17 protein-coding genes are annotated in these 18,265 nt (G+C 58.9%); 14 read left to right on the forward strand and 3 right to left on the reverse strand.

Translation table 11 applies throughout. The features are described from left to right. From trmD to ACZ9BE_RS02815, 9 genes are all read left to right on the forward strand, one after another. Positions 1-753 (forward strand): tRNA (guanosine(37)-N1)-methyltransferase TrmD, encoded by a 753-nt coding sequence (trmD, locus tag ACZ9BE_RS02775; protein WP_038860625.1) that lies wholly within the window; start codon positions 1-3, stop codon positions 751-753. A 45-nt stretch (positions 754-798) separates the two neighbouring features. Then, positions 799-1,149 carry a 50S ribosomal protein L19 gene (gene rplS, locus ACZ9BE_RS02780; RefSeq protein ID WP_041478196.1) on the forward strand — a complete coding sequence of 117 codons (351 nt, stop codon included), beginning with the start codon at positions 799-801 and terminating at the stop codon, positions 1,147-1,149. Positions 1,150-1,336: 187 nt separating this feature from the next. Beyond that, positions 1,337-2,233 (forward strand): site-specific tyrosine recombinase XerD, encoded by an 897-nt coding sequence (gene xerD / locus ACZ9BE_RS02785; RefSeq protein ID WP_056783123.1) that lies wholly within the window; start codon positions 1,337-1,339, stop codon positions 2,231-2,233. A 366-nt stretch (positions 2,234-2,599) separates the two neighbouring features. Beyond that, a complete protein-coding gene (gene dsbC, locus ACZ9BE_RS02790; RefSeq protein WP_016771534.1) occupies positions 2,600-3,331 on the forward strand; it encodes a bifunctional protein-disulfide isomerase/oxidoreductase DsbC in 732 nt (243 codons plus the stop codon). Positions 3,332-3,462: 131 nt separating this feature from the next. After that, positions 3,463-4,767, forward strand: a complete 1,305-nt coding sequence (locus ACZ9BE_RS02795; protein ID WP_024011722.1) for a homoserine dehydrogenase — start codon at positions 3,463-3,465, stop codon at positions 4,765-4,767. 106 nt (positions 4,768-4,873) lie between these two features. Continuing rightward, the gene (thrC, locus tag ACZ9BE_RS02800) at positions 4,874-6,283 is read left to right on the forward strand and encodes a threonine synthase (protein ID WP_024011723.1); all 1,410 of its coding nucleotides are present in this window, start codon (positions 4,874-4,876) and stop codon (positions 6,281-6,283) included. Between the two features lie 120 nt (positions 6,284-6,403). Continuing rightward, complete coding sequence (locus ACZ9BE_RS02805) at positions 6,404-7,777, forward strand: transporter substrate-binding domain-containing protein (RefSeq protein ID WP_056783127.1); 1,374 nt, start codon at positions 6,404-6,406, stop codon at positions 7,775-7,777. Positions 7,778-7,894: 117 nt separating this feature from the next. Next, positions 7,895-8,302, forward strand: a complete 408-nt coding sequence (locus ACZ9BE_RS02810; protein ID WP_041478191.1) for a response regulator — start codon at positions 7,895-7,897, stop codon at positions 8,300-8,302. A 162-nt stretch (positions 8,303-8,464) separates the two neighbouring features. Then, the gene (locus ACZ9BE_RS02815; protein WP_016771530.1) at positions 8,465-8,746 is read left to right on the forward strand and encodes a DUF3509 domain-containing protein; all 282 of its coding nucleotides are present in this window, start codon (positions 8,465-8,467) and stop codon (positions 8,744-8,746) included. Positions 8,747-8,966: 220 nt separating this feature from the next. On the opposite strand, the gene ACZ9BE_RS02820 is transcribed toward ACZ9BE_RS02815, so the two are convergent. After that, on the reverse strand, positions 8,967-10,166 hold the full coding sequence (locus ACZ9BE_RS02820) for a CaiB/BaiF CoA transferase family protein (RefSeq protein ID WP_476248883.1): 1,200 nt from the start codon (positions 10,164-10,166) through the stop codon (positions 8,967-8,969). A gap of 146 nt (positions 10,167-10,312) precedes the next feature. Between ACZ9BE_RS02820 and ACZ9BE_RS02825 the strand changes: the two genes are divergently transcribed. The 3 genes from ACZ9BE_RS02825 to ACZ9BE_RS02835 all read left to right on the forward strand — a co-directional run bounded on the left by ACZ9BE_RS02825 (position 10,313) and on the right by ACZ9BE_RS02835 (position 13,992). Next, on the forward strand, positions 10,313-10,855 hold the full coding sequence (locus tag ACZ9BE_RS02825; RefSeq protein WP_007908961.1) for a YaeQ family protein: 543 nt from the start codon (positions 10,313-10,315) through the stop codon (positions 10,853-10,855). A 54-nt stretch (positions 10,856-10,909) separates the two neighbouring features. Continuing rightward, positions 10,910-12,619 carry a single-stranded-DNA-specific exonuclease RecJ gene (gene recJ / locus ACZ9BE_RS02830; RefSeq protein ID WP_476248884.1) on the forward strand — a complete coding sequence of 570 codons (1,710 nt, stop codon included), beginning with the start codon at positions 10,910-10,912 and terminating at the stop codon, positions 12,617-12,619. A gap of 266 nt (positions 12,620-12,885) precedes the next feature. Then, positions 12,886-13,992, forward strand: coding sequence for an NADH:flavin oxidoreductase/NADH oxidase (locus ACZ9BE_RS02835; protein WP_039759093.1), 1,107 nt, complete (start codon positions 12,886-12,888; stop codon positions 13,990-13,992). Between the two features lie 177 nt (positions 13,993-14,169). Here ACZ9BE_RS02835 and ACZ9BE_RS02840 read toward each other — a convergent pair whose 3' ends face one another. Next, positions 14,170-15,798, reverse strand: coding sequence for a glucan biosynthesis protein D (locus ACZ9BE_RS02840; RefSeq protein ID WP_056783133.1), 1,629 nt, complete (start codon positions 15,796-15,798; stop codon positions 14,170-14,172). 403 nt (positions 15,799-16,201) lie between these two features. On the opposite strand from ACZ9BE_RS02840, the gene ACZ9BE_RS02845 reads away from it, so the two are divergent. Together ACZ9BE_RS02845 and ACZ9BE_RS02850 are read left to right on the forward strand one after the other, a co-directional pair. Next, positions 16,202-16,387, forward strand: coding sequence for a hypothetical protein (locus tag ACZ9BE_RS02845; protein ID WP_041478186.1), 186 nt, complete (start codon positions 16,202-16,204; stop codon positions 16,385-16,387). Between the two features lie 179 nt (positions 16,388-16,566). Further along, entirely contained in the window at positions 16,567-17,298 is a 732-nt protein-coding gene (locus ACZ9BE_RS02850; protein WP_039759087.1) for a tellurite resistance TerB family protein, read from the forward strand. 294 nt (positions 17,299-17,592) lie between these two features. Here ACZ9BE_RS02850 and ACZ9BE_RS02855 read toward each other — a convergent pair whose 3' ends face one another. Then, positions 17,593-18,024 carry a hypothetical protein gene (locus ACZ9BE_RS02855; RefSeq protein ID WP_056783135.1) on the reverse strand — a complete coding sequence of 144 codons (432 nt, stop codon included), beginning with the start codon at positions 18,022-18,024 and terminating at the stop codon, positions 17,593-17,595. Between the last annotated feature and the right edge of the window lie 241 nt (positions 18,025-18,265).

Raw genomic sequence — 18,265 nt, forward strand, 5'->3', positions numbered from 1 at the left:
GTGGCTAACTTGCGCGTAGAAGTGATCAGTTTGTTTCCCGAGATGTTTTCCGCCATTGGCGATTACGGCATCACCAGTCGTGCGGTCAAACAGGGGCTCTTGCAGCTGACCTGTTGGAATCCGCGAGATTACACGACGGATCGGCATCACACTGTGGACGATCGCCCGTTTGGCGGTGGTCCGGGCATGGTGATGAAGATCAAGCCCCTGGAAGATGCGCTGGCTCAGGCCAAGGCAGCAGCCGGGGAGGCGGCGAAGGTGATTTACCTGTCCCCCCAAGGCCGTCAACTGACTCAGTCGGCGGTACGCGAGCTGGCACAATCGGATGCATTGATCCTGATTGCCGGCCGCTACGAAGGCATTGACGAGCGCTTTATTGAGGCTCATGTCGATGAAGAGTGGTCGATTGGCGACTATGTACTGTCTGGCGGCGAGCTGCCGGCCATGGTCCTGATCGATGCGGTTACACGACTGCTGCCTGGAGCTTTAGGGCATGCGGATTCCGCTGAGGAAGATTCCTTTACGGATGGTCTGCTGGATTGCCCGCACTACACCCGACCGGAGGTGTATGCGGATCAGCGTGTTCCCGACGTGTTGCTGAGTGGCAATCACGCGCATATCCGGCGTTGGCGTTTACAGCAGTCCCTTGGTCGGACCTATGAACGACGCGCCGATCTTCTGGAAAGCCGCTCGCTTTCTGGAGAAGAGAAGAAGCTGCTCGAGGAATACATCCGCGAGCGGGACGATAGTTAACAACGTATCGATGGTAGATCGAACGATTTACCTTAGGAGCACAGCATGACCAACAAAATCATCCTTGCACTCGAAGCAGAGCAGATGAGCAAAGAAATCCCTACCTTCGCCCCAGGCGACACTATTGTCGTTCAGGTGAAAGTGAAGGAAGGCGATCGTTCCCGTCTGCAAGCGTTCGAAGGCGTTGTAATCGCCAAGCGTAACCGCGGCGTGAACAGTGCGTTCACCGTTCGTAAAATCTCCAACGGTGTTGGCGTAGAACGTACTTTCCAGACCTACTCCCCGCAGATCGACAGCATGGCTGTTAAACGTCGCGGTGACGTACGTAAAGCCAAGCTGTACTACCTGCGCGACCTGTCGGGTAAAGCAGCACGCATCAAGGAAAAACTGGCTTAAGCCCAGCTTCCGATGCAGAAAAAAGCAGCCTACGGGCTGCTTTTTTGTTGCCTGCGATTTACCGGATCAATCTGACACGCCTCATTCAATGAAGCTGCCTGTTTCTTGATCTGGCCGGCTATGAAAGACTAGCGCGCCTTTATTCTCTATTTGCACGCAGCTTGAAAAAGCCCTGCCCTGAGCACCCATGCCTGCCATCGACCATCCGCTGATTGATCAATTCCTCGACGCTTTATGGCTGGAGAAAGGCCTGTCCGACAACACCCGCGACGCCTATCGCAGCGACCTCGCGCTGTTCAACGGCTGGTTGCAGGAGAAAAATCTCGAGCTGATCAATGCCGGTCGCGAATTGGTCCTCGATCACCTGGCGTGGCGGCTGGAGCAAAACTACAAGCCGCGCTCCACCGCGAGATTTCTCTCCGGGGTGCGTGGCTTTTATCGCTATCTGCTGCGGGAAAAGCTGATCAGCGTCGACCCGACGTTGCGCGTCGACATGCCGCAACTGGGCCGGCCGTTGCCCAAATCGCTGTCGGAAGCCGATGTCGAAGCACTGCTCAAGGCTCCGGACCTGAGTGACGCCATCGGCCAGCGTGACCGCGCGATGCTGGAAGTGCTGTATGCCTGTGGCCTGCGCGTGACCGAACTGATCAGCCTGACACTGGAGCAGGTCAACCTGCGCCAGGGCGTTTTGCGGGTGATGGGCAAGGGCAGCAAGGAGCGTCTGGTGCCGATGGGCGAGGAGGCGATTGTCTGGGTCGAGCGCTATATGCGTGATGGCCGTCAAGAATTACTCGGTGGCCGCCCCAGCGATGTGCTGTTCCCCAGCCAGCGCGGCGAGCAGATGACCCGGCAGACGTTCTGGCATCGGATCAAGCATCAGGCCAAGGTCGCCGGGATCAGCAAGTCGCTGTCGCCGCATACCTTGCGCCACGCATTTGCCACGCACCTGCTCAACCATGGCGCGGACTTGCGCGTGGTGCAGATGCTGCTCGGGCACAGCGACCTCTCTACGACGCAGATCTATACCCATGTCGCCCGCGCCCGATTGCAGGATCTTCACGCCAAACACCACCCACGCGGCTGACACATCCCATAATGTTGAAATACTGACCTGTGGCGAGGGGATTTATCCCCGTTCGGCTGCGCAGCAGTCGCAAACCCGGCTGGCTCGATTTTGACTGAAAGATCGCGGTGGATGGTTTAGGGCTGCTTCGCAACCCGGCGGGGATGAATCCCCTCGCCACAATGATGTGCGTCAGCCACATGTGGTTGTGGGTCAGTTGTACAAGCATGAAGGTGTGTCAGTTGCACATGAGTGTGTGGCGACAGGCGCATTCGGCCCTCGCGGCCTTATGTGTTAGGCTTTGCCGGTTTGCACGATGGACGGTTATGACCCGGTGTTTCGCACGGGCGTTCTGATCGTTTCATTGGCCCGCCCTCAGGAGTACTCATGCGTCTGACCCAGATTTTCGCCGCCGCCGCTATTGCGCTGGTGAGCACCTTTGCCGTCGCCGACGACGCGGCCGACAAAGCCATTCGTCAAAGCCTGGAAAAACTCGAACTCGAGGTTCCAGTCGAAAGCATCAGTGCCAGCCCGTTGCCTGGCATGTACGAAGTCAAACTCAAAGGCAGCCGCGTGCTGTACGCCAGTGCCGATGGCCAGTACATCGTGCAGGGCAATCTGTACCAGCTCGCGAATGGCAAACCGGTCAACCTGACCGAGAAGACCGAACGCCTGGGCATTTCCAAACTGATCAATGCCATCCCGGTGGCCGAAACCGTGGTCTACCCGGCCGTGGGCGAGACCAAATCGCACATCACCGTGTTCACCGACACCACCTGTCCGTACTGCCACAAACTGCATGCCGAAGTGCCCGAGCTGAACAAGCGCGGCATCGAAGTGCGCTACGTGGCGTTCCCGCGCCAGGGCCTGAATTCGCCTGGCGACGAACAGCTGCAAGCGGTTTGGTGCTCGAAAGACAAGAAAGCCGCCATGGACAAAATGGTCGATGGCAAGGAAATCAAAGCCGCCAAGTGCGATAACCCGGTTTCCAAGCAATTCGCGCTAGGTCAGTCGATCGGCGTGAACGGTACACCGGCCATCGTTTTGGCCGACGGCCAGGTCATTCCGGGCTACCAGCCGGCGCCACAAGTCGCCAAACTGGCACTGGGCGCGAAGTAATTCGCATCGTCACGGGTAACCGTTGACGATCGTGGTCCGGCAGCAGCAGCGCCGGGCCATCAACAGAGAGCCGCGAGCACGCGGTTGTTTTCCGGCCGACCCTGTGTCGGCCGTTTCATGGGGAGTTCACAGTGAATCCGGTCAAAGTAGGCATCTGTGGGTTAGGGACCGTCGGTGGCGGTACCTTCAACGTACTTCAGCGCAACGCCGAGGAAATTGCTCGTCGTGCCGGGCGTGGAATCGAAGTGGCGCAAATTGCCACGCGCACGCCAAAGCCTCAGTTCCAGACGACCGGTATTGCGATTACCAACGATGTCTTCGAAGTGGCCACGAACCCTGAGATCGACATCGTCATAGAGCTGATGGGCGGCTACACCGTTGCCCGCGAGCTGGTACTCAAGGCCATCGAGAATGGCAAGCATGTGGTCACCGCGAACAAGGCGCTGATAGCCGTTCACGGTAATGAGATTTTCGCCAAGGCACGCGAGAAAGGCGTGATCGTGGCATTCGAAGCGGCGGTGGCCGGTGGCATTCCGGTGATCAAGGCGATCCGCGAAGGCCTGTCCGCCAACCGCATCAACTGGGTTGCCGGGATCATCAACGGCACCGGCAACTTCATCCTCACCGAAATGCGCGAAAAAGGTCGTACGTTCGAAGACGTGCTCGCCGAAGCGCAAGCGCTGGGTTACGCCGAAGCCGATCCGACCTTCGACGTCGAAGGCATCGATGCCGCGCACAAGCTGACCATTTTGGCGTCTATCGCCTTCGGTATTCCGCTGCAATTCGACAAGGCGTACACCGAAGGCATCACCAAACTGACCACTGCCGACGTCAACTACGCCGAAGCGCTGGGCTATCGCATCAAGCACTTGGGTGTGGCGCGCAGCACTGACGCCGGCATCGAGTTGCGCGTGCACCCGACGCTGATTCCGGCCGATCGCCTGATCGCCAACGTCAACGGCGTGATGAACGCCGTCATGGTCAACGGTGATGCGGCCGGTTCGACGCTGTTCTATGGCGCCGGCGCTGGCATGGAGCCGACCGCTTCGTCGGTGATCGCCGATCTGGTCGACGTGGTTCGCGCGATGACTTCCGACCCGGAAAACCGTGTGCCGCACCTGGCCTTCCAGCCGGACTCGCTGTCGGCGCATCCGATCCTGCCGATCGAAGCCTGCGAAAGCGCTTACTACCTGCGCATTCACGCCAAGGATCATCCGGGCGTACTGGCGCAGGTGGCGAGCATCCTGTCGGAGCGCGGCATCAATATCGAATCGATCATGCAGAAGGAAGTCGAAGAGCATGACGGCCTGGTGCCGATGATCCTGCTGACCCACCGCGTGGTCGAGCAACGCATCAATGATGCGATCACCGCGCTGGAAGCACTGGCTGGCGTCGACGGCCCGGTTGTACGGATCCGTGTCGAACATTTGAACTAAAAGCAGCGGCAAGCTTCGAGCTGCAAGCGGCAAGAGAGAAGCAGTCTGGCTTTTACTTGCGACTTGCAGCTTGCAGCTTGCAGCTCAAACCGAAGGTTTGAAAAAAATGCGATATATCAGTACTCGCGGCCAGGCCCCGGCCCTGAATTTCGAAGAGGTCCTGCTGGCCGGTCTGGCGACCGATGGCGGTCTGTACGTCCCGGAAAACCTGCCACGTTTCACTCAGGAAGAGATCGCTTCCTGGGCTGGCCTGCCTTATCACGAACTGGCCTTCCGGGTGATGCGCCCGTTTGTCACCGGCAGCATCCCGGATGCCGATTTCAAGAAGATCCTCGAAGAAACCTACGGTGTGTTCGCCCACAGCGCCGTTGCGCCACTGCGTCAGTTGAACGGTAATGAATGGGTGCTGGAGCTGTTCCATGGCCCGACCCTGGCGTTCAAGGACTTCGCCCTGCAACTGCTCGGTCGTCTGCTCGATTACGTGCTGGAAAAGCGCGGCGAGCGCGTGGTGATTGTCGGTGCCACCTCTGGTGACACCGGTTCGGCGGCCATCGAAGGCTGCAAGCACTGCGAAAACGTCGACATCTTCATCCTGCACCCGCATCAGCGTGTATCGGAAGTGCAGCGTCGGCAGATGACGACGATCTTCGGCGAGAACATCCACAACATCGCCATCGAAGGCAACTTCGATGACTGCCAGGAAATGGTCAAGAACAGCTTCGCCGACCAGAGCTTCCTCAAAGGCACGCGTCTGGTGGCGGTGAACTCGATCAACTGGGCGCGGATCATGGCCCAGATCGTTTACTACTTCCATGCGTCCCTGCAGTTGGGCGGTCCGGCGCGTTCGGTGTCGTTCTCGGTACCGACCGGCAACTTCGGCGACATCTTCGCCGGCTACCTGGCGCGCAACATGGGCCTGCCGATCAATCAGTTGATCGTGGCAACCAACCGCAACGACATCCTGCACCGCTTCATGAGCGGCAACCAGTACGTCAAGGAAACCCTGCACGCGACGCTGTCGCCGTCGATGGATATCATGGTGTCGTCGAACTTCGAGCGCCTGCTGTTCGACCTGCACGGGCGTAACGGTGCGGCGATTGCCGGCCTGATGGACTCGTTCAAAAAGGACGGCAGTTTCAGCGTCGAACAAGAACGCTGGACCGAAGCACGCAAGCTGTTCGATTCGCTGGCGGTGGACGATGCGCAGACCTGCGAAACCATCGCCGACGTCTACGAGCAAACCGGTGAAGTCCTCGACCCGCACACTGCCATCGGTGTGAAAGCTGCGCGCGAATGCCGTCGCAGTCTGGATATCCCGATGGTAATTCTGGGCACTGCCCATCCGGTCAAGTTTCCTGAGGCAGTGGAGAAAGCGGGTGTAGGAAAAGCGCTCGAACTACCTGCACATCTTTCTGATTTGTTTGAGCGAAACGAGCGTTGCACGGTTCTGCCAAACGACCTGAAAGCCGTGCAAGCCTTTGTCAGCCAGCATGGCAACCGCGGCAAGCCACTCTAAGCCAGTAAAAGCTGTCACATTTTGAAGCCCGTCTCCTGACGGGCTTTTTTGTTTCTGCTGCCACACTGCTCGGGTTTTCACCCACGAAGGACGGGTGAGTCGATCACGAAGGAAATGGCAATGCTGTTTTACAGAGGTTTGAAACCGGCACTGGGCTGGTTGTTTTTGTTGGCGGTGCTGGGATGGATGCACAGCGGCGTGGCAGCGCAGATGGCACTCGATCAGGCCAATGCGTCGGGCACTGTGCCGGTTGTCGAACTGGATGCGCACGAGCGGCAATGGATCCGTGACAACCCCAGAGTAACGGTGGCATCGGTGCAATATCCGCTGTACCTGTTTCAGGACGAACACGGCCAGTGGAGCGGTCTGAACAACGATGTGCTCAAGCGGGTCAGCGCTATGACCGGACTGCAATTCGAGCACCAGGAATCGTTCTCTACCGACCATATGCTCGATCGCCTGCAAAGCGGGGTCGCGGACATCAGTACGACGTTGGCCATGAGCGATGAACGCAAGGCGTTTCTCGATTTCAGTCATGCTTTCGGAGGGGCTGGCTGGGTGTTTGTCGGACATGCCAATGCCCCGAGGGTGGAGTCTTTCGAGCAACTGGCGAAGCGCGTTCTGGTGCTGCCCGCCCGTCATGCCCTGGAGGATGCGATTCGGCGCGATTATCCGTCGATTGAAATACGCTCGGTGAAAACCTACGCCGAAGCGCGGGCGCTGGTCGAGAGTGGGGAAGCCTACGCAACCATCGAAAACGAAATCGGCGCGCAGCTCTATCCGTTGGGCATGCTCAAGGTCGGTGCTCTGGTAGAGGGCAAGTGGGAAGCCGATCATCTGGCTGTACGAAAAGGCATGCCGCAACTACTGAGTATTCTTAACAAGGCGCTGGAAGCTTTCCCTGCTGCGGAGTTGCGGGCGATTCGACTAAAGTGGCTGGCAGGCGTTTCGCCGCCGCCCGTGCCCTCCGTGTGGAAGCGCCTGGTCGAGTGGGCATGCTGGGCGATGGGGGGAATCGGCGTTTTCGGAATGCTGTCGCTGGTGTGGAACCGGCGCCTGGCGGCCGTGATCAAGCTGCGCTGCGCGGCGGAAAAGGAGTTGGGCGATCAACTGGCCTTTCAGCACGCTCTGATCGATTCGATGCCGGATCCGGTGTTTGTCCGTGATCTGCACGGGCGTTTGATCATCTGCAATCGCAGTTACGAAGAGGCGCTGTCGGTGCGCCAGGACCAGATGCAGGGACGCTTGCTGATCGAAGTCGATGCGTTTCCGGAAACCACCGCGCGGATGCTCCACGACGAATTCATCGCCCAGTTGCAAACCCGCAAGTCGCGCTTCAGCAAACGCCAACTGCTGTTCAAGGGCGGGCCTCGCGAGGTTTATCAGTGGACCGTGCCGTTTTACAGCGGCGACGGCAAATTGCGCGGCTTGTTGGGCGGCTGGACCGACATCACCCAGCGTCGGACCGAGAGCGGGTGCCGCTGTCTGCAGTAAAGAAGGGAAATGTCCTGCAAGACGCGGCTACTTTTCTGATGGGAGGCTTAAGACGCCTGCCCTAGAGTGAACGACACCTGCGGTGAGAGTCCGCGATGATCGCTCCAGAGGTCGCCCATGCGCTCGCTTAAAGTCCTGATTCTTGAACCCAACCCGTTCCAGCTGATGGCATTGCATCAAATGCTCAATGCCATCGGCATCTACGACGTATTGACCGCGCCTTCGCTGGCGTCAGCCTTGTCTTCACTGGGGCATCGCGGTGCGGTCGATATCGCCATTTGCGATCCGCAGCTCAAAGGTGGCGATGGGTTGGCATTGATTCATCACCTGGCGGCGCACCATGAGGCGCGTGCCCTGATTCTGCTGGGCTCGGTCGCGCAGAGTTTGTTGAGTGACCTGGAGCCGGTGCTTCGTCAACAACGCCTGCGCCTGCTGGGGCGTCTGCAGACACCGGTTTCGGCGGTGTTGATGCGAGGTCTGCTGGACAGTTATCTGATCACTGCGCAGGCACTCATCGAGGCCTGATACCGGCGAATATTTTTCTGTCATCTTCGCCATGCATGCTCTGTCAGACACGGTCCTGCAAGGTCGGAACGTGACAGGCAGAACTTTCTTCTCGGGCCGGTGGTCATTTAATGTGAACACGCCCCAGGCACTGTGTTTTCGGACTATTGAGTGGAGATCGAGATGGAAAGTATCAGTCTATTGCTCGGTGAGGCTCTGAGCCCGTATCAGGTGACGCTGACCCCTCGCGGCAGCCATGGTGAATGTCTGGTGACGCTGAAGAACAGCAGCGGCGCCATTGTGGTGGAACGCGAATTCAATCAGGCCCAGTTGAGCGACAAGCGCTTGCTGACCGACGTGGTGGACGGCCTGCACCGTGACGTGATGATCGCCGAAGGGCGGCTGGAACCCTGCGTCATTGCGGCGTTGCGCAATGCAGCTCTGGACAAGCGTCCGGCCCTGTAAAGATGAAATATTTTTTGTGGGAACCTTCCTGCATCCCTGTCAGTCAGACCCCATAACAGCAGGATCAAGCATTGTGCTCCGGTGCTTGTCGCTTGCTGCTACGGGTCTCGAAGCAGACCCCGTTTAACCCCGAGTCGTCTCCCCACTTCTCGGGGTTTCTTTTGCCCGGCGTTTGCCCTGTGCACAGCTTTTTGCTCGAAAACCAAACCTCCAGCGTTGCTCAAATGGCCCCGTCTTCGCGCAGCCGAGCGATTTGCTCCGCGTCGTAGCCCAGATCGCCAAGCACCTGCGCATTGTGTTCGCCAAGCTGCGGTCCGACCCATTCGGACGAGCCCGGCGTTTCCGACAGCTTCGGCACGATGCCGGGCATCTTGAAGTCCTTGCCGTCCGGCAGCTTGGCATGCAGGAACATCTCCCGCGCCAGGTATTGCGGATCGTTGAACATGTCCTCGGCGCTGAAGATCCGGCTGACCGGTACGTCGGCCTGATTGAGCAAGTCGAGAACGGTCTGCAGCGGTAAGGAATTGACCCAGCGATCAATCACGCCATACAACTCGTCCCGGCGACTGTCACGCCCGTCGTTACTGGCCAGCACCGGGTCGTTGGCAAGATCTGCGCGGCCAATCACGAGCATGAAGCGTTTGAAGATTGCATCACCATTGGCGCCGATTTGCACATGCTTGCCGTCGGCGCTGGTGTGGATCGAAGAGGGCGTGATGCCCGGCATGATGTTGCCGCTGCGCTCGCGGATGAAACCGAACACGTCGAACTCCGGCACCATGCTTTCCATCATCGCGAAGATAGCTTCATACAGCGCAACGTCGACCACTTGGCCCAGCCCGCCGTTGACCTCGCGATGACGCAGCGCCATCAACGCACCGATCACGCCCCACAGCGCGGCAATCGAATCACCGATGGAAATCCCGGTGCGCACCGGTGGCCGATCTTCGAAACCGGTGATGTACCGCAGGCCACCCATGGATTCGCCGACCGCACCGAAACCTGGCTGGTCCTTCATCGGCCCGGTCTGACCGAAACCGGAGAGGCGCACCATCACCAGTTTCGGGTTCAGTGCGTGCAGGGTTTCCCAGCTCAGACCGAGTTTTTCCAGGACGCCGGGGCGGAAATTCTCGATGAGGATGTCGGCTTCGCCCAGCAGTTGTTTCAGGATCGCCAAACCGTCGGGGTGTTTCAGATTGAGGGTCAGCGACTTCTTGTTGCGCGCCTGGACAAACCACCACAACGAGGTGCCTTCGTACAACTTGCGCCATTTGCGCAGGGGATCGCCGCCGTCCGGCGATTCGATCTTGATCACTTCGGCGCCGAATTCGCCGCAAATGCGCGTGGCAAACGGCCCGGCAATCAACGTACCCAATTCAATGACTTTCAGACCCGAGAGCGGTTTGCTGGTGAACGGCATGCGAAATCCTGTAGGACAAGGCTGAGCGGATACAGGGTTTTAACATAGCCGACTGTCAGACGCCGCAGCTTGATTGCCATCAATTCGATGATTGCCTGTGGCATCGGTTAGACTTGCCGACTTTCCTCGTATCAAGAAGCCCGTTCATGGCCCAGCCGTCCACTACCTACAAATTCGAACTGAACCTCACCGACCTCGACCGCAGCGTCTACGAAAGCGTCAAGCAGACTATCGCCCGTCATCCTTCGGAGACCGAAGAACGCATGACTGTGCGGCTGCTGGCCTACGCGCTCTGGTACAACGAGCAGCTGTCGTTCGGCCGTGGTCTGTCAGACGTGGATGAACCGGCCTTGTGGGAAAAGAGCCTGGACGACCGTGTCCTGCACTGGATCGAAGTCGGCCAGCCGGATGCCGATCGCCTGACCTGGTGCTCGCGCCGCACCGAACGCACCAGCCTGCTGGCCTACGGCAGCCTGCGTGTGTGGGAAACCAAGGTGATCCCGGCGATCAAGAACCTGAAAAACGTCAACATCGCCGCCGTCCCGCAAGAAGTGCTGGAGACCCTGGCCAAGGACATGCCCCGCGTCATCAAGTGGGACGTGATGATCAGCGAAGGCACGATCTTCGTCACCGACGATCGCGGTCAGCACGAAGTCCAGTTGCAATGGCTGCAAGGTGAGCGCGGCTGAGGTCGCGACACCGCTGATATTTCCCACGAATCAAAGAGAAGCCTCCGTCGCCCCATGCGTATCGAACCTCGTGAATTGCCTGCCACGCTGCCTTTCCTCGGTGATCTGCCGCCACTGCTGACCCGCCTGTACGCGGCGCGGGGCGTGCAGTCGGAGGCGGAGCTGGACAAAAGTCTGGCGCGCTTGATCCCGTTCCAGCAGCTCAAAGGCATCGATGCGGCGGTTGACCTGCTGGTGACGGCATTGGAGCAACGCCAGCGCATTCTGATCGTCGGCGACTTCGACGCGGACGGCGCCACCGCCAGCACTGTCGGTGTGCTCGGTCTGCGCCTGTTGGGCGCGGCGCATGTCGATTACCTGGTGCCGAACCGCTTCGAATACGGCTACGGCCTGACGCCGGAAATCGTCGAAGTCGCGCTGACCCGTGAACCGCAATTATTGATCACCGTCGACAATGGTATTTCCAGTGTCGAAGGCGTCGCGGCGGCCAAGCGCGCCGGACTGAAGGTGTTGATCACCGATCACCATTTGCCCGGCGATGAACTGCCGCAGGCTGATGCGCTGGTCAATCCGAATCAGCCGGGCTGCGAATTTCCGAGCAAAGCGCTGGCCGGCGTCGGGGTGATCTTTTACGTACTCATGGCGTTGCGCGCGCGTCTGCGCAGCCTCGGCTGGTACGAGAGCAAGCCACAACCGAACATCGGCGAACTGCTCGATCTGGTGGCGCTGGGCAGCGTCGCCGACGTGGTGCCGCTGGATGCCAACAACCGCATTCTTGTGCATCAAGGGCTGGAGCGGATTCGCGCCGGCCGGGCACGGCCGGGGATCAAGGCGATTCTCGAAGTCGCCAAGCGAGAGGCTGCGCGGATCACTTCCACCGACCTGGGTTTCATCGTCGGCCCGCGCCTGAACGCCGCCGGACGTCTGGACGACATGAGCCTGGGCATCGAATGCCTGCTTACGGCCGACGCCAATCTGGCGCGGGAAATGGCTGCGCAACTGGACGGCATGAACCAGGATCGCAAATCCATCGAGCAGGGCATGCAGCGTGAAGCGCTGGCGCAGCTCAAGGATCTGCCGGTCGAGTCGATGCCGTTTGGTCTGTGCTTGTTCGATCCGGAGTGGCATCAGGGCGTGATCGGCATCCTCGCCTCGCGCATGAAAGAGCGCTATTTCCGCCCGACCATTGCCTTCGCCGATGCCGGTGATGGTCTGCTCAAGGGCTCCGGTCGCTCGGTGCAGGGCTTCCATATTCGCGATGCGCTGAGTGTGGTCGCGGCGCAGCATCCGAACCTGATCACCAAATATGGTGGTCATGCGATGGCCGCTGGTCTGACCTTGCCGCAGGAGAATTTTCCGCTGTTCGCCGAGGCATTTGACGCTGAAGTACGTAGGCAACTTCGCGAAGAAGACCTCACCGGGCGCATGTTGTCCGATGGCACGCTGGCCGTCGAAGAGTTCCACCTCGAACTGGCCCGCGCCTTGCGCCACGCCGGGCCGTGGGGGCAGCATTTTCCCGAGCCGCTGTTTCACGGTGTGTTTCAACTGGTCGAGCAGCGCGTGGTCGGCGAACGGCATTTGAAAGTGGTGCTGAAAAGCGAATGCGGTTCGGTGAAGCTCGATGGCATCGCGTTTGGCATTGATCGCGATGTGTGGCCGAACCCGACGATTCAATGGGTTGAACTGGCTTACAAGCTCGACGTTAACGAGTTTCGTGGCAACGAGACTGTGCAGCTGATGATTGCTCATATCGAACCGCGTTAAGCCATTCGCGAGCAGGCTCGCTCCCCCAGGTACGGTGCAGTCTTGTGGGAGCGAGCCTGCTCGCGAAAGTGTCCTTTCACACACTGAATTACTCTGAACCCTCCGTCATTCCCGGTTGTCGACTAGGCTCTAAGCACTGCTTGATTGGCCTTGTGACGTCTTGTCGAATTTTTGCCCGCGGGGGCGGGTGCTGCACCCTTTTTCTGTCACTCGTCGACTTTTCAAACAGAACCCTGGAGCCTGCCCACTGATTCGAGAGGTGCCCCATGAGTCTGCTGCTTGAACCCTTTACTCTTCGCCAACTGACCCTGCCCAACCGCATCGCCGTGTCGCCGATGTGCCAGTACTCCAGCGTCGACGGCCTGGCCAACGACTGGCATCTGGTGCACTTGGGCAGCCGCGCGGTGGGCGGTGCCGGTCTGGTTTTTACCGAAGCCACGGCGGTTACCGCCGACGGACGCATCACCGCCGAAGACCTTGGCCTGTGGAACGACGAACAGATCGAACCGCTGCAACGCATCACTCGCTTCATCACCGCCCAGGGCGCGGTCGCCGGTATTCAACTGGCCCACGCCGGGCGCAAGGCCAGCACCCACCGGCCGTGGATCGGCAAGCATGGCAGTGTCAAGCCCGAGGACGGCGGCTGGACCCCGGTCGGGCCATCGCCGATTGCTTTCGATCCGCAGCACACCCAGCCGAAACAGCTCGATGAAGGGCAGATCGCCGAGGTGATTCAGGCCTTTGTCGACGCGGCCAAACGCGCGCTGACGGCCGGGTTCAGCGTGGTCGAGGTGCATGCGGCGCACGGTTATCTGCTGCATCAGTTTCTCTCGCCGCTGAGCAATCAACGCCGCGATCAGTACGGTGGTTCGTTCGAGAATCGCATCCGTCTGGTGCTGCAAGTCACTGAAGCGGTGAGGGCGGTATGGCCGGAGGAATTGCCAGTGTTTGTCCGCGTCTCGGCGACCGACTGGGTCGAAGACGGCTGGAACCCGGATGAGACCGTGGAGCTTGCGCGCCGCCTTCATACGCTGGGCGCCGATCTCATTGACGTGTCTTCAGGAGGGACTGCTGCAAACGCGGAAATCCCGGTTGGACCCGGATATCAGACGCGCTTCGCCGAGCGTGTACGCAAAGAGTCAGGCATCGCCACCGGTACTGTCGGAATGATTACCGAGCCGGCCCAGGCCGAGCACATTCTGCGTACCTGTCAGGCCGATATCATTTTCCTTGCGCGCGAACTGCTGCGCGATCCGTACTGGCCGCTGCACGCCGACGATGATCTGGGCGGGCGCAAAGCAGTGTGGCCGGCGCAGTATCAGCGCGCGACCCATCGGGATCAGCCGATTCATGAATCGGATTTGCGCGATTGATTGAAGGCTGGAAAGCAAAAGCCCCGAGCCGGTGAGGGTCGGGGCTTTTCTATTCGGCACAATTTTGCGTTGTCAGGCGGGCCTCTTCGCGAGCAGGCTCGCTCCCACAATAGGAATGCGGACCCCTGTGGGAGCGAGCCTGCTCGCGAATGACGCCAGAACAGCCGCCTTAGAACCTCAAGGGTATTTACGCTTGTCCGGGGTCGGCGGGAAATACTGGTACAGCCAGGTCTCGCTCAACGTGCGGTCATTGGTGCGAATGAACAGACGCAGTTCCACTGGCTCGACACTGTCATTGGTCGGATACCAATCGAACAGAATCCGGTAACCCTTGATGTCATCCAGCACCAGCACGCTGAAGTCCTGCACCTTGCCGTTGGAACAGGTAATCACCGGCTCGATCCCGGTGCCCTGTGGCAGGCGCTCAAGGCCGCCACCGGTGAAGTCCACGGCAAAGCGCCGCGCCCAGACCGGCGGGTAGTGTTCACCCGGCGCCCAACCCTCGGTGAAGCCGCCCATGCCCGAACGCGTCGCGTGCACTCGCGCCAGTGGCGTGCCGACCGGTGGCAGCGCGCTCCAGTACAGCTTGTACCCGTAGTTCAGCGAATCACCGGCAGCCACGGGTTTCTTCGGCGTCCAGAAGGCGACGATGTTATCCAGCGTCTCGCCGGTCGTAGGAATTTCCAGCAGATCGATAGAGCCTTCGCCCCAGGCGGTTGTAGGTTCTACCCACAGGCTCGGGCGCTTGCTGTACCAGTCGACAGTGTCCTGATAGTTGGCGAATTCGTGGTCGGTCTGCACCAGGCCGAAACCCTTCGGGTCCTTGTCGGCAAATGCATTGAATTGCAGCGTCGCCGGGTTGTTCAACGGCCGGCAGATCCACTCGCCATTGCCGCGCCACATTGCCAGGCGATCGGAGTCGTGAATCTGCGGATGAATGGTGTCGCACATGCGCCGTTCGTGGGTGCCGCAGCTGAACATGCTCGTCATTGGCGCCACGCCGAGTTGTTCGATGGTGGTACGAGCATTGATGTGCGCGTCGATTTCCATGACCACGCGCTCGGCCTGGCAATCGATGTCAAAGCGATAGGCGCCGGTCGCGCTCGGCGAGTCGAGCAGGGCGTAGACCACAAAACGTGTGGCGTTTTTGTCGGGCGTCTCGAACCAGAACTTGGTGAAGTCGGGAAACTCTTCGCGTTTCTTCGCGTAAGTGTCGATGGCCAGGCCGCGCGCCGAGAGGCCATATTGGCCAGTGGCATCGACCGCACGGAAATAGCTGGCGCCGAGAAACGACACCACGTCATGCCGATCCAGCTCCGGCGCCTTGAACAGTTTGAAGCCGGCAAAACCCAGGTCGCCCTTGAGCTGCTGGGTGTCGACCGAAGTGTTCTCGTAATTGAACAGCGCCGGACGGAAATGCACCTCGCGCGCCATGCGCGTCTTCGGATCAACGCTGTACATGCGCACCGGCTGACGGAAACCCATGCCGACGTGGAAAAACTGCACGTCCAGCTGACCTTTGTTTTCCTTCCACAAGGAATGCTCGCCGTCGTAGCGGATCGCGTTAAAGTTCTGCGGAGTCATGGTCGCCAGGGTTGGCGGCAACACCTGTTTCGTATCCTGATAGGCACTGCCGGCGAGCTGCTTGGCCTGACGCTTCAACGCCTCGAAATCGAAGGCCTGGGCCTCGCCATCGGCGGCGCCGCCATTGGCTGCCCAAGCGCGGGCGGCCAACAGGCCCGACGCGGAAAGACCGGTATAGGCCGCAATGGCCATGGACGCTTTGAGCAAATTCCTGCGGTGCATAAATACAACCTGTCGTGTGCAATCCAGCGCCGTTCCTGGCACCTGTCGGATCGGAAATTACGGTTCGGTCATGCCTTCGGCCAAACGCAACGGACTATAAACAGATGCCCGCTAGCTTAATCGGTTCGATTGTCGGGCAAAAAGGCTTGTTTGCGTTGCGTCACCTGGCAATGAAACAAGACATGTCTGTAATTTTTCTGACAGGGCTCTCTGATTTAGAGGGCATATCTGCTTTTTTCGATTAATTACTCTAAAAACCGCTTTTCAACGCCGATTTAATTCCTATTCTATGGGCAAGACCGGATACAAGCCTTCGTGCCGGCGGGGCACACGACGCTGCTCGAAGAGGCAGGGCGATGTGAGGTTCAGCAGTTTCTTGACTCAATAGAGAAGGACATCGTCCATGGCAAAAATACAGAGCATCACCGAAATGTTGGGCATCTTCCCTTGCTTGGGCGGCGGGCGCAGAAGACGCCGCCTCAATTCCGAAGAATTGAAACTTGTGGAGCGTTATCGAGAACTATCGGAAAGCGACCGGATTGCCATGCGCTATCTGGTGGATGCGATGCGGAGTGTTTCGCGATTCTAAGGGGGAGGGGAGAAGGGGGCCGGCCGAGAAGCCTGCCCCTTTTTCATTTGCGTAACGCTCGAAACATGCCCTTCTGAGTGGCGAGCAACATCTCGAAGCACACTCGCAGGTCGGGGTCGGGCACTTTCGAACTAGGCTGAGGGCCTTAGATCCGGATAACCCTTGTTTGGAGACGGAACATGAACACCCGTGGATTGCTCGATCAACTGCTCAAGTCCGGGCAGGAAATGCTGCAGAACAAGACTGGTGGCGCTTCCAACAAGTCGGCTGCCAGCGGACTGGGCGGTTTGCTCGGTGGCTCGTCTGGCTCCAGCGGCCTCGGCGGCCTGCTGTCCGGCGCGGGCGGCGGCGCATTGGCCGCGGGCGCGATGGGCCTGCTGCTCGGCAACAAAAAAGTCCGCAAGGTCGGCGGCAAAGTCGCCATCTACGGCGGCCTCGCCGCGCTGGGCGTACTGGCTTACAAGGCCTACGGCAACTACAACGCCCAAAAAGGCAGCGCACCCCAACGCGAACCACAAACCCTCGACCGCCTGCCACCCGCGCAAGTCGAAGAACACAGCCAGGCCATCCTCAAAGCCCTGGTCGCCGCCGCCAAGGCCGACGGCCACATCGACGAGCGCGAGCGCGAACTGATCGAAGGCGAATTCACCAAACTCGACAACGACCAGGAGCTGCAACACTGGCTCCACGCCGAACTCAACAAACCCCTCGACCCCACCGACGTCGCCCGCGCGGCAAGCACGCCGGAAATGGCGGCGGAGATGTACATCGCCAGTGTGATGCTGGTGGATGAGGAGAATTTTATGGAGAAGAGCTATCTGGATGAACTGGCACGGCAGTTGAAGCTGGAGCCGGGGTTGAAGGTGGAGTTGGAGAGGCAGGTGCGGTTGGTGGGGGCGGATAGCGTGTAATCGTAGTGGCGATCGCCCGGCATCAGCAGGCGGTTGCCCTTTTACGTTAGCTAGACTTCCTGCGTTTCAGTAGTTTCCGTAACGGCGTTGAATCGATCTTTGTCCCGATAGCGGACACTGCGCATGCCGCTGGCTCTGTACATACTTTTGGCACTGACCGGGTAATAGAGCTGGCAAATAGATCACTAGCAATCGGTGATTAGCGCACTGACGTCGTCGCCAGATCAGTGTTATTTAACAGTCGACCATTGAGGTCTGAGTCGGCGGGCCTGCCGTCGAGCAAGTTTCCTTCTGCTAGAAGTATTTGAATGGGTATGTGTCTCCCGTGATTATTATTGAATCTTTCTCTGTATATACGCTGTTGATGTTGTTGATAACCAATTGTGGGTTGGTTGGGTTTTGAAAAAGATGATAGAAGAGTTCGAAGTAAAGATGATCTTCGATCAAACTTGCTGCTAGGTTTGGATGGGTGTTCAGAAGTTCATTGAAAGTCGGGTAATCAACTGTCGCAAGCTCGGGGATGTCCGCATAGCCTTGCACGGTATCGTCAATCCTGCATTCCGAAATAAACGTATCTGCAATAATTTCAAACTTTCTTGGAAAGTCGCCGGGTTTGATTTGCAGTATGTAGGGCTGAGTCTTGATCGTAACCGCCTCTCCGAATCCCAAGCTTCTATAAGATACGGTATTTGGATTGACTGCGTTGCCCGAGCACTTAAATATCATGGTTTTGCTTTCGCTGTTATAGGTTTGGTTGTCGAGATTTTTTTACCCGAAAGAAAACTCCCCTTGCACTACAAGTCTGAGGCCTTTCCCAAAACAATCGCATCGGCATCGGCATCGGCATCGGCATCGAACGCAGACTGCTTTAGCTTAGGGTGTTGCTTAAACATTTTTTTGCTGAGAGAGTGGCGCCGCCACATCCTATGTATTAGCCAATGTCAGGTCCACTGCTTTCCCCGTATAC

This window comes from Pseudomonas sp. TE9122 (genome assembly GCF_056278925.1).

Bases quoted from the DNA above. Each gene is read 5' to 3' on its own strand.
- rplS (WP_041478196.1), top strand. From the start codon at position 799: ATGACCAACAAAATCATCCTTGCACTCGAAGCAGAGCAGATGAGCAAA.
- xerD (WP_056783123.1), top strand. From the start codon at position 1,337: ATGCCTGCCATCGACCATCCGCTGATTGATCAATTCCTCGACGCTTTA.
- dsbC (WP_016771534.1), top strand. From the start codon at position 2,600: ATGCGTCTGACCCAGATTTTCGCCGCCGCCGCTATTGCGCTGGTGAGC.
- thrC (WP_024011723.1), top strand. From the start codon at position 4,874: ATGCGATATATCAGTACTCGCGGCCAGGCCCCGGCCCTGAATTTCGAA.
- ACZ9BE_RS02805 (WP_056783127.1), top strand. From the start codon at position 6,404: ATGCTGTTTTACAGAGGTTTGAAACCGGCACTGGGCTGGTTGTTTTTG.
- ACZ9BE_RS02810 (WP_041478191.1), top strand. From the start codon at position 7,895: ATGCGCTCGCTTAAAGTCCTGATTCTTGAACCCAACCCGTTCCAGCTG.
- ACZ9BE_RS02815 (WP_016771530.1), top strand. From the start codon at position 8,465: ATGGAAAGTATCAGTCTATTGCTCGGTGAGGCTCTGAGCCCGTATCAG.
- ACZ9BE_RS02820 (WP_476248883.1), bottom strand. From the start codon at position 10,166: ATGCCGTTCACCAGCAAACCGCTCTCGGGTCTGAAAGTCATTGAATTG.
- ACZ9BE_RS02825 (WP_007908961.1), top strand. From the start codon at position 10,313: ATGGCCCAGCCGTCCACTACCTACAAATTCGAACTGAACCTCACCGAC.
- recJ (WP_476248884.1), top strand. From the start codon at position 10,910: ATGCGTATCGAACCTCGTGAATTGCCTGCCACGCTGCCTTTCCTCGGT.
- ACZ9BE_RS02835 (WP_039759093.1), top strand. From the start codon at position 12,886: ATGAGTCTGCTGCTTGAACCCTTTACTCTTCGCCAACTGACCCTGCCC.
- ACZ9BE_RS02840 (WP_056783133.1), bottom strand. From the start codon at position 15,798: ATGCACCGCAGGAATTTGCTCAAAGCGTCCATGGCCATTGCGGCCTAT.
- ACZ9BE_RS02845 (WP_041478186.1), top strand. From the start codon at position 16,202: ATGGCAAAAATACAGAGCATCACCGAAATGTTGGGCATCTTCCCTTGC.
- ACZ9BE_RS02850 (WP_039759087.1), top strand. From the start codon at position 16,567: ATGAACACCCGTGGATTGCTCGATCAACTGCTCAAGTCCGGGCAGGAA.
- ACZ9BE_RS02855 (WP_056783135.1), bottom strand. From the start codon at position 18,024: ATGATATTTAAGTGCTCGGGCAACGCAGTCAATCCAAATACCGTATCT.